The organism is Leifsonia sp. CL147, assembly GCF_900114565.1.
GTDB lineage: Bacteria > Actinomycetota > Actinomycetes > Actinomycetales > Microbacteriaceae > Leifsonia.
This window is the reverse complement of sequence record NZ_FOTM01000003.1, coordinates 188669-199516: the sequence shown is the minus strand read 5'-3', so window position 1 is coordinate 199516 and position 10848 is coordinate 188669. Positions and strand designations below refer to the sequence as shown.

The window sequence follows — 10848 nt, the reverse complement described above, 5'->3', positions numbered from 1 at the left end:
TGTCGCAGGCAGGTCCACTTAGCCTAGGTGCATGGCCAGATCCCATCTCACTCTAGCCGCGCTGGCCACCTCGGCCGTTCCCGGCCTCGACGTCACGGGCGCCCGCAGTTACAGCCTCGGCGGCGCAGGCGACTTCGACTCTGCGCTGCTGACGACGACGGATGGGGGCGCCGTCATCGTCCGCGTTCCGACCTCGCAGGCGGCCGAGACCGAGCAGAGCGCCGACCTCGTCGCGCTGCGCGCGCTCACCACCGGCATCCGCAGCCGACTGCCGTTCGATGTCCCGCAGTTCCTCGGCCAGGCGCCGGTGGCCGGGACGCGCGCCCTCGTCTACGACTACCTCCCCGGCCGTCACATCGCCGTCGAGGAGGTCCCCCCGGGCGACGGGCTCGCCGGCTCGATCGGGCACGCCATCGCCGCGATCCACGCTCTCCCGACCGCGTTCGTCGGCGAGGCGGGCCTTCCGGTGATGTCCGCGACGGAGTGCCTCGCTGCTGCGAACTCGGTGATCGAGTCGGCTGCATCCACCGGACTCCTGCCGACAGCGCTGCGGGACCGCTGGCGCGACGCGGCCGCCGACCACTCCATCTGGCAGTTCCAGCCGACGGTCATCAACGGCGCGCTGACCGCCGACTCCTTCCTGGTGGAGGACGACGGGGTCACCGCGGTGCTCGGCTGGTCGGCCCTTCGCGTGGGCGACCCGGCCCGCGATCTGCACTGGCTGCTCGCCATGAACCCGGACGCGACCGACGGCGCGCTCGGCGCCTACGCCTCCACCCGTCAGGTCGCCGCCGACCGCCAGTTCACCCAGCGCGCGATGCTCTACGCCGAGCTCGAGGTGGCTCGCTGGCTGCTGCACGGCCGCGAGGTGCGGGACCAGTCGATCATGGACGACGCGGTCGCGATGCTCGACGGGCTCGTGGATCGGGTGCACAGCAACGCGATGAACCCGCTGTCGACCGCCACCGGACCGATTCTCGCGGTCGGCGACGTCGAAGCCATGCTCGACCGGACCCCGGGCGACCATCCAGCCGCCGACGGAAGCGGCGGCTACCGCCGCTCGGGCGGGATGAAGCCGGTGGCCGACGACCAGAGCGACATCAGCTCCTCCTCCGCGTAGAGCCGCTCGGGCCGGATGACGCGGTCGTCGGCGACGAAGTAGAAGACCGCGTCGATGCGCTCCGGGTCGACCCCGGCGTAGCGCGCGAACGCGAGTCGGTAGAGGGCCAGCTGCAGCTGCTTGCGCTCCAGGTCGTCGGCGTCGCGCGGCGCCTTCCCGGTCTTCCAGTCGACGATCTGGTAGTCGTGCCGGCCGTCCTCCGCACGGTAGACGGCATCCAGCTTGCACACGATGACCTGGCCGGCGAGCGTGATGTGGAGCTCCAGCTCCACCTCCTCGGGGCTGCGGCCCGACCACGGGCTGCGCTCGAAGGTCGCCTTCAGCTCCTCGAAACGCTCCGCCTCGAGCAGGTCGCTCGCCGGGTCGTCCAGCTCGGCCGCGTTCGCGTCGAGGACATCGGCGGCGCCCGCGACGGTGCCGAACCGGTCCTCCACCCACTGATGGAAGAGGGTGCCGAGCCTCGTCTGCCGGTAGGGGCGTTCGGGCATCGGGCGGCGCAGTGACGCGGCGACGCCGGCCGGGTCCGTGACGTAGTCCTTGAACCGGGACGCCGGGATGCGCGCGGGCAGCTCGACGAGGCCCGCCTCCTGTTCCCGCCGGGCCCGTTCGGCCAGCAGCAGGTCGAGGTCCCGCGCGTAGACGCCTCCGTCGCCCGCCCCGCTCTCGCGCGCTCGCCGCACCGCTTCTGCTGCGGCTTCCACCCGCTCCCGGCGCGCGCCGAGGGGCTCCAGCGGCCAGCTGACGGTCGCCGCGCTCAGGGTGAGCGGATTCTCGTCGGGCTCGTCGCAGTCCGGGAACGCGTCCTCGGGCAGGAGACCCGCCTCCTGAAGCTCCAGCAGGTACGAGCCGGGACCGCGCGGCCGGGTCTGCGTCGACCAATACGACCCGCTGAGCAGCAGCCGCTCCTTCGCGCGGGTGACGGCGACGTAGATCAGGCGGCGCTGCTCCTCCAGGTGGCGGGCCACGTTCTCCTCCTCGAACGCGGCGATGGACTCGTGGACGTCCTTCTGTGTCTCTGCGGTGCGCCAGGCGATGACCGGCAGTTCGGCGGAGTCGCCACGGAACTCGTTCGGGAGCTGTCCGAACGAGAGCCAGCCCTTGCGGCTCTGCGGCGGACCGGGGAGCTCGCCATCGACCAGCCGGGGGACGGCCACCACATCCCACTCCAGCCCCTTGGCGCCGTGGATGGTGAGGATCTGGACGGTGCCCGGCTCCGGGTCCTCGCTCCGCGGCGCCAGGTTGTCGCGCTGCTCCGCCTCCGCGAGCCAGGACAGGAACGAGCCGAGGGTCGCCTGATCGTCGACCGCGAGGTACGAGGCGACCTGCTCGGCGAACGCGTCGAGGCTCGCGTGGCCGAGTTGCGCGGTCTCGTTCGCGGCCACCTCGATGTCCAGTAGCAGCTCCTGCTGCACGAGCGTGACGAGATCGAGCAGGTCGAGGCCCGCACGCGAACGCAGGTGGTCGAGCCGGCGGCCGGCGTCGCGCATCCGCTCGAGCCCCGGCGGGCTGAAGCCGTCCAGACGGCTGTGGCCCGCGGGCGCCTCGACGACGAAGTCGAGCGCATCCACCAGGGACGCGGACTCCTCGCCCGCGACCGAGCGCCGCAGCCGCTCGCGGAGCTCCGGGTCGAGCTTCTGGTGCCGGTGGTCGCGTTCGGCCAGCCAGGAGGCGACATCGCGGAGCGCCGCGATGTCCTTCGGTCCGACGCGCCACTTGGCCCCGGTCAGCAGGCGGATCAGCTCGGAGCCGGCCGTCGGGTCGTGCATGACCCGCAGTGCGCTGAGCAGGTCGGCGATCACCGGCTGCTCGAGAAGTCCTCCGAGACCGAGGACGTGATACGGGATGCCGTGGCGGTCGAGCGCGCCGGTGAACACGTCGATCTTCTTCAGGGACCGGCAGAGCATGGCGGCGCTGGGGGGCGAACCGTCGGGTCCGAGCCGGCGCACCCGGTCCCCCAGCCAGCGGGCGACGAGGTCGGCCTCGTCCGCGACCGTCTGCTCGAAGACCGCGGTCAGCTCCCCGGCGACGGCCCCGGGCCGCGGCTGCAGCTGCTCGACGTGCACCGGGGAGGCGGCCGTGAGCGGGCCCACCAGGACGTTGGCCGCATCGAGCACGCGCGTCGGGTTGCGCCAGCTGGTGCTCAGCGCGTACTCGTCCGCGGCGCCGTGGTCGCCTCGGCGCTCCCCCGTGAAGTCGCTGGAGAACCGGCCCAGGTTCGCGGCGCTCGCACCACGCCAGCCGTAGATCGACTGGTGCGGGTCCCCCACGGCCATCACCGGGCGGCCGGCGAAGAGGGTGGAGAGCAGCCGCGTCTGGACCACCGAGGTGTCCTGGTACTCATCGAGCAGCACCACGCGGAAACGGCGCCGGTAGTCGGCGACGACTTCGGGCATCCGCTCGCAGACCGCCAGCGCGAACGCCACCTGGTCGGAGTACTCCACGAACCCGCGGCGGCGCTTCTCGTCGGCGAACGCGCGTGCGAGGTCGAGGAGCGGTGGCAGCGAGCCCACGGCCTCGACGGCCGAGCGGACCGAGGCGTACAGCTCCTTGACGCGGCCGTTGCCCGTCGGCAGCTCGGCGATTCGCGCGAAACCCTCCACCATCCGCTCGACCTCGGTGGGGTCGGCGACGTTCTCGCTGAGCGCGCGGCTCACGGCGACGACGGCCGAGGTCACCGCATCCACGCCCTTGTCCAGTTCGACCAGGCGCTCGTCGGTGCTGGTGACGACGAGCCGGCGGGCGAGCTGCCAGGCGGACGCCTCGCTCAGCACGGCCGACTCCGGCTCCCGCCCGATCAGCAGCGCGTTCTCGCGGAAGATCGCGTTGGCGAACGCGTTGTAGGTCGCGACCTCCGGCGCCTCGAACGGATCGAACACGACCTCCGTCACGCGTGAGGCGACCAGCTGCTCGATGCGCGTGCGGATGCGGCCGGCCAACTCGCCCGCGGCCTTGCGCGTGAAGGTCAGGCCGAGGATCTCGGGGACGCGGACGTGCCCGTTCGCGAGCAGCCACACCACCCGGTTGGCCATGGTCTCGGTCTTGCCGCTGCCCGCGCCGGCGACGACGATCGCCGGACGGAGCGGTGCCTCGATGACCGCCTGCTGCTGCGCCGTCGGCATCGGGAGGCCGAGCGCCTCCGCGATCTCGGCAGCACTCAGGGTGCGCGCCGGCCGCTGGCGGATCTCGTCGCCGTGCTCATCCGCGGCGAGCGAGAACGCCTGCTCGACCAGGTCGAGTGCTGCCTCGTCGTTCGCCCACTCCAGAAGGCCCTCGTCGTCGACGTGCGTCGCTTCGTCCGTCATGAGCCTCCTCCGGCACTGACTGCGGGGACCAGGTGGATGCGGTACTCGTACTTCCCGTGCGGGTCGCGTTCCCCGAGGTCCACCACACCGGCGAAGCTCGCCGCGGCCATGCCGTCGGCGGCCCGGGCGACCCGCTCGCGGAGCCGGTCGAGGCCCTCCTCGTCCACGCGGTCCTGCCCGAACTCGCGGTAGCCCTTGCCGCGAACCCCTTTCGCCACGAAGAGCAGCTTGGCGCCGCCGGACGGCAGGCTCTCCGCCTCCTCGATGACGCCGTGCTCCAGCGCGAGCTGGTAGGCGCCGAGCTGCGCGTGCTCGGCGGCCTCCGCCGCGCTCGGCGTCCGATTGCCCGTCTTCAGGTCCACGATCACGACCGTCCCGTCCGGCGTGCGCTCGACCCGGTCGATCGTGCCGCGCACGAGCGCCCGGCCGATCCGGAGCTCGAACGCGCCCTCGGACCCGAGCAGGGTGCCGCCGGCGCGCTCGAAGTCGCGGAGGTACTCCGACACGCCGGCCGTGAGCGTCCGGGTCCGACGGCGCTCCTTCTCCTCCAGCCACGGGGACTCGAACGCCAGCTCGCCCCAGCGGCGCTCGACGCCCTCCCAGAGGCGGTCCACGCTGAGGTCGCGGTCCTCACGGGTGCTGGCCTCCTCCATGACCGCGTGCACGACCGTGCCGATGCCCGCGGCGAGACCACTGGGCGAGGCGGCCATCGTGTCCACGAACCAGGCGAGCGGCGACTTCTCGAAGGTCTCCAGCCGCGACGGCGACACCCGGACGACCGCCTCCGGATCCTCCAGATCCACCAGCGGCTCGGTCGTCGACGGCTCGAGCAGGCCGTACCAGGAGGACGGATCGGCACCCTCCACCTCCGCATCGGCCAGCCGGGCGAGCGCCGCGGCCGCGTCGGGCGAGCCGTTGGTGACCAGACGGCGACGCAGCCGGCCGACCATGCCGCGGAGGGAGAGGGGATGGGCGCCGTCGTCGACATCGTCCATGCCGAGGTCGCCGGCGAGACGCAGGAAGGGCGAGGGCTGCTCGTCGTCGTTGGCCGTCGCCGTGAGGATCACCTGGCCGCGCGCACGGGAGACGGCCAGCGCGAACATCCTCAGCTCGTCGCCGAGCACCTCCGCGCGTTCGTCCTCCGTGCCCGTGGAGCGACCTTCGACGGCGTCCGCGAGCTCCTGGGGATGCAGCAGCGAGCCCCGCAGCCGCAGGTTGGGCCAGACGCTCTCCTGCAGTCCGGCGACCGCGACGACCTCGAACTCGCGGCCGATGGCGGCGCTCGGCGTGCACACGAGAACGGCGTCGCCGGCGGTGCGCGCGGCGAGAGTGTCCTCCGGCACTTCGGCGCCGAGCAGTTCGACGACGAAGTCGGAGGCAGGACGCTCGGGGTAGCGCTCCACGAACCGGCGTGCCGCGGTGAAGAGCGCGACGACGCCGTCGAGGTGCCGGTTGGCCTCGTCGGCGACGATCCCCGTGCGCTCCGAGTGCTCGAGCCAGCGCGCGGCCAGCCCGCTGCGCTCCCAGATGTGCCACAGCAGCTCTTCGATGGAGCCTCCGCCTGCGGCCTTCTCGCGGCCGGACCGGAGGGTCTCGGCCAGCCGTCCCGCGCGCCGGGCGGGCGCCGCGTCGATCGTGGCGAGGTGCGCGGGATGCTGGAGCGCCTCAACGAGCAGCTCGTCGCCGGGCCGGTTGCCGTCGCCGGAGAGCTCCTCCTGCCGGAGAGCCAGCCGGAGCCGGCGCAGGCTCACGCTGTCGAGGCCTCCGAACGGGCCCAGCAGCACCTCGGTCGCGACGGCGGGCGTGAGCTCGATGGCGCCCAGTTGCACCCCGGCGATCGTGACGAGCTGTCGCGCGGCGAAATCGTCGCGCAGCGGCCGTCCGGCGATGCTCGTCGTCGTCGGGACCTCGGCCACCGCGAGCGCGCGCGCCAGCGCAGGCACGTGGGCTCCCGAGCGCACGATGACCGCCATTTCCCTCCAGGGGACGCCGTCGAGCAGGTGCCGTTCGCGCAGCTTCCGGGCGAGGCGCGACGCCTCGGAGGGGGCGGAGACGGCCACCAGGCGGACGACCTCCGGACGCGGCGCGGCGTCGCCGCCGTGCGCCTCCCCGTCGTGCGGGTTCTCGGGAGACGGGCGCCCGGCCGCGGCGATCCGCTGCACACCGGCCGCCGCCGTCCCGATCCGCTCGGTCACGCGCGCCGTCAGTTCGCGCAGGACGGGGGTCTGGCGATGCGCCGTCGTCAGGACGAACCGTGTCACCGGCACTCCGAGCCGGCCCTCGAGCTGACCGAGAGCGGAGGCCTCCGCACCGCGGAACGTCGTGGAGGCGACGTCCGGGTCGCCGAAGGCGATCACCGCGATCCCGCGCTGGGCGAGCGCGCGCAGAAGCGCCAGGGCCGCAACCGTCGCCTCCTGGAGATCGTCCACGAACACCGCGCGCAGGCGGTCGAGCGAACTCCCCTCGCGCACCACCATGACGGCGGAGGCGATCAGCTCGGCCGCATCCACGAAGCCGCCACGGTAGCTGTCGACCACCAGCTGGTACTCCGCCATGAACCGGGCGGCGGCGCGCCACTCGTCGTGGCCGGTCATCGCGCCCAGCTCCGACAGCCGGGAGGGCGTCACGCCGCGTTCGGCGCACCGTGCCATCAGCTCGCGCAGCTCGGTGCGGAAGCCGCGCAGCATCCGCACCTCCGCGACCAGCGGCTCGGGCCAGACGGGACCGGTTCCGTCCTCCATGTGGCCGCTGAGCAGTTCGGCGATGATCTGGTCCTGCTCGCCGCCGGTCAGGAGGCGCGGCGGCTCGAGCCCGTCGCGTCGCGCACGCTCCCCCACCAGCTGGAAGGCGAGGGAGGTGGCCGTGCGAGCCAGCGGACCCTGCGTCGGCACGCCCAGACGGAGCGCGAGGCGGTCGCGGAGAGCGGTCGCCGCGGTGCGGGAGGCGCTGAGAGCCAGCACCTCACCGGGAGCATGACCGCGGACCAGGACACGCTCGGCGAGGGCCTCGACCAGCGTGGTGGTCTTGCCGGTCCCCGGGGCTCCGAGCACAGCGGCGGAGGCGGAGTCCGGCAGCGCGAGGACCTCCGCCTGGGCACCGTCGAGCACGAGGCGGCCGGATATGGCCGCTCTGTCGGCGGCGGCGGCTGCGTTGGCGGCGGTGGCGGCGGGCCTGTCGGCAGCGGTGTCCGGGCGCGCCGGAGGCCGCATCAGGAAGCCGCGAGCGATCATGCCATTCACGGTATCGGCGTCCGCCGACAGAGAACGCGACCGGGCGCCGCGAGCCGTGTGCCGTAGTCTGAACTCACACCCGCCGGTCAGATTCGAAAGGCACCCACGTGGAGATCCGCATCGGAATCGTCAACGCCCCCCGCGAGCTCAGCTTCGAGTCCTCGCAGTCGGCCGAAGAACTGGCGGGGCAGGTGCAGACGGCGCTCAGCAGCGGCTCCGGGGTCCTGAAGCTGGCCGACGACAAGGGTCGCCTCTACCTGGTCCCGACCGCCGGCATCGGCTACGTCGAGATCGGCACAGAGGAATCGCGCCGCATCGGCTTCGTCGGCTAACCTCCAACTCGTGGAACTGCTCTTCGTCGTCCTCGGCGGCGCCATCATCGGCCTCGCCGGACGCTACTTCCTGCCGAACCGTCACACGCACGGCTCCGTCCTCGTCCCGGCGATCGGCGTGGTCGCCGCGTCCATCCTCTGGGTCGTGCTCACCTGGGCTGGCCTGAAGTGGAACGGCGGGTGGATCTGGTGGATCACCCTCGTCGGCACGGCGCTCGTCGTCGCGGTCTCGGATCTGGTGGTGGGTCGCGTACGCGCCGCACACGACGACCGGATGCTGCACTCGCTCGCCAAGGGCGCCGTCGCGCGCTGACGCCTGCCGTTTTCAGGCGGACGGCGCGGGTGCAGCCCTGTCGTCAGAACAGGAACCGCGCGAACGAGCCGCTCAGGCGGTCAGCCCGAGGGCGTCCATCCGTCGGGTGTGCGCCGCGATGAGCTCCGTGAAGATGGGCTCGATGCGTTCCTCGTCGGTGGCACGGTTCCCCGACAGGTGCAGGGCCGACCGCGCGACGAGCAGCGTGTCGCCGACGAGCCGCCGGCCCCACATCGCGAGCCGTGATGCCAGCCGCGGATCCGCAGCGATCTGCTCGCGCAGGACCTCCAGCACACCCTCCTGACCGGAGTCGGAGCCGAGCAGGTGGGCGAGCCGCGGACCGACATCGCCGGGCAGCCCGGCGGCCAGGCGGATGAAGAAGTCGTCGAGCAGCCCGCCGGTCACCAGCGCCGACAGCAGCGTCTCGCGCCAGTCCGCGCCGACGATCAGCGCGCCGAAACCCTCGATCGCGTCGGCGAACGGTTTCATCGCCTCGGCGGGGTCGTCGCCCCTGCGGCGGATCTCCGCCACGATCCCCTGATGCTTCGAGAGTGCGTCACCGGCTGCGGCGGAGATCCGTCCCTTCGCACGCAGGTCGTCCGTCTCGGCGGCCACCAGGGACAGCGTCTCGAACTGTTCCAGCTGCAGGTAGGCCGCCTGGCCGAGATACGGCAGGAGGTCGGGCATCACCTCGTGCAGATCGACCCGCACCGTGGCCACCGGGCGCGCCCGTTGCGTCAAGCGCGGGAGCTCGACGGAAGGCCGTCGCCGGGTGAACCATGTTGACACGCACAGCAGTGTATCGGGCCGGTCCAGTAGGCTGTTGACCGCCGTCGGCGCAGGATCGACGGCCCTGCGCCTGCGACAGAGAACATGGCGTGGACCCTCCCATCGAATCGACAGGCATTTCGCACGTGACTTTCTCAGAACTCAACATCGACCAGGACATGGTGGATCAGCTCGCCGCCAAGGGCATCATCGAGCCGTTCCCCATCCAGACCCAGACGATCCCGCTCGCACTCACCGGGCAGGACATCATCGGCCAGGCCAAGACGGGAACGGGCAAGACGCTCGGCTTCGGCCTCCCGCTCATCCAGCGCCTCGGCCTCAATCCCGAGCCGGGCGTGAAGGCACTCGTCGTCGTCCCGACGCGCGAGCTGGCCATCCAGGTCTACGAAGACCTCGAGACCGCCGCAGCCGGCCGTCCGACCTCGATCGCCAGCATCTACGGCGGCAAGGCCTACGAGGGCCAGATCGCGCAGCTCAAGGGCGGCGCTCAGATCGTCGTCGGCACGCCCGGCCGTCTGCTCGACCTCGCCGGGCAGCGCCTCCTGAACCTCGGCAACGTGCAGGAGATGGTGCTGGACGAGGCCGACAAGATGCTCGACCTCGGCTTCCTCGCCGACATCGAGAAGCTGTTCGCGCAGACGCCGGCCACCCGCCACACCATGCTCTTCTCGGCCACCATGCCCGGCCCGATCGTCGCGCTCGCGCGCCGCTTCATGACCCGCCCGGTGCACATCCGGGCAAGCGATCCGGACGAGGGCCAGATCCAGGCGAACATCAAGCACCTGATCTACCGCGCCCACTCGCTGGACAAGGACGAGGTCATCGCGCGCATCCTGCAGGCGGAGGGCCGCGGCAAGACCGTGATCTTCACCCGCACCAAGCGCGCCGCCGCGAAGCTGGTCGAGGAGCTCAACGACCGCGGCTTCAACGCCGCCGCCGTCCACGGCGACCTCAACCAGGAGCAGCGCGAGCGGGCCATGGCCGCGTTCAAGGCCGGCAAGAAGGACATCCTGATCGCCACGGACGTCGCCGCCCGCGGTATCGACGTGGACGATGTGACGCACGTCATCAACCACACCATCCCGGACGACGAGAAGACCTACCTGCACCGCGCCGGCCGCACCGGCCGCGCCGGCAAGACCGGGATCGCGGTCACGTTCGTCGACTGGGAGGACCTCCACAAGTGGGCCCTCATCAACAAGGCGCTCGAGTTCGGTCAGCCTGATCCGACCGAGACGTACTCGTCGTCGCCGCACCTGTTCAGCGACCTCGACATCCCGCAGGGCGTCAAGGGCCGGTTGAAGCCGACGCCGGCCGTCAAGGTCGCCGAGACGCCGCGAGGCGGCCGCACGGACTCCACCCGGCCCGAGGGCGGTGACCGCTCCGGCGGCCGCGACCGTCGTCGAACCCGCGGATCCGGTCAGGGCGGTGCAGGCGAGCACGCCGGCGGCCAGCGCGGCGCCGGCCAGCACGCCGGCGGCCAGAGCGGCGCCGGCCAGCACGCCGGCGGCCAGAGCGGCGCCGGCCAGCACGCCGGCGGCCAGGACGCGGCGTCGGCCGAGGCCGGCGAGCCGAAGGCCGCCGCCGGGACGCACGACGGAGGCGGCGCACAGCACCGCGACGGCAACAGCGCCCCGCGTCGCCGCCGTCGCCACTCGCGCGGGGGCGCCCCCGCGGCCCCCGCCAGCTGACCCACCCGCCCGACATTCGTCACGAATGTCGCGTTTCGCTCGGCCGAAGCGCACATTCGTGACGAATCTCG

Annotated in this window: 7 protein-coding genes; 4 read left to right on the top strand and 3 right to left on the bottom strand. The window is 72.3% G+C overall.

Features of this window, described 5'->3' with window-relative positions:
- Positions 1-31: 31 nt before the first annotated feature.
- Complete coding sequence (locus BM287_RS04560; RefSeq protein WP_090036404.1) at positions 32-1120, top strand: phosphotransferase; 1089 nt, start codon at positions 32-34, stop codon at positions 1118-1120.
- Here the strand turns inward: BM287_RS04560 and BM287_RS04555 are convergent.
- Both BM287_RS04555 and BM287_RS04550 read right to left on the bottom strand, forming a co-directional pair.
- Positions 1051-4422, bottom strand: a complete 3372-nt coding sequence (locus BM287_RS04555) for an ATP-dependent helicase (protein WP_090036402.1) — start codon at positions 4420-4422, stop codon at positions 1051-1053. The genes BM287_RS04560 and BM287_RS04555 overlap by 70 nt on opposite strands.
- Entirely contained in the window at positions 4419-7652 is a 3234-nt protein-coding gene (locus BM287_RS04550; protein ID WP_244527877.1) for an ATP-dependent helicase, read from the bottom strand. Before BM287_RS04550 ends, BM287_RS04555 begins: the two co-directional genes overlap by 4 nt.
- Before the next feature lie 107 nt (positions 7653-7759).
- Here BM287_RS04550 and BM287_RS04545 point away from each other — a divergent pair, with 107 nt between their 5' ends.
- Both BM287_RS04545 and BM287_RS04540 read left to right on the top strand, forming a co-directional pair.
- The gene (locus BM287_RS04545; protein WP_090036401.1) at positions 7760-7984 is read left to right on the top strand and encodes a DUF3107 domain-containing protein; all 225 of its coding nucleotides are present in this window, start codon (positions 7760-7762) and stop codon (positions 7982-7984) included.
- Positions 7985-7994: 10 nt separating this feature from the next.
- Positions 7995-8297, top strand: coding sequence for a hypothetical protein (locus BM287_RS04540; protein ID WP_090036399.1), 303 nt, complete (start codon positions 7995-7997; stop codon positions 8295-8297).
- Between the two features lie 72 nt (positions 8298-8369).
- Here the strand turns inward: BM287_RS04540 and BM287_RS04535 are convergent, their stop codons facing one another.
- Positions 8370-9086, bottom strand: coding sequence for a ferritin-like fold-containing protein (locus tag BM287_RS04535; protein ID WP_090036397.1), 717 nt, complete (start codon positions 9084-9086; stop codon positions 8370-8372).
- 125 nt (positions 9087-9211) lie between these two features.
- Between BM287_RS04535 and BM287_RS04530 the strand changes: the two genes are divergently transcribed.
- On the top strand, positions 9212-10777 hold the full coding sequence (locus BM287_RS04530; RefSeq protein WP_090036521.1) for a DEAD/DEAH box helicase: 1566 nt from the start codon (positions 9212-9214) through the stop codon (positions 10775-10777).
- The last annotated feature ends 71 nt before the right edge of the window (positions 10778-10848 follow it).

Coding starts and splice junctions, on each gene's coding strand:
- BM287_RS04550 (WP_244527877.1), bottom strand. CDS start 7,652: ATGATCGCTCGCGGCTTCCTGATGCGGCCTCCGGCGCGCCCGGACACC.
- BM287_RS04555 (WP_090036402.1), bottom strand. CDS start 4,422: ATGACGGACGAAGCGACGCACGTCGACGACGAGGGCCTTCTGGAGTGG.
- BM287_RS04560 (WP_090036404.1), top strand. CDS start 32: ATGGCCAGATCCCATCTCACTCTAGCCGCGCTGGCCACCTCGGCCGTT.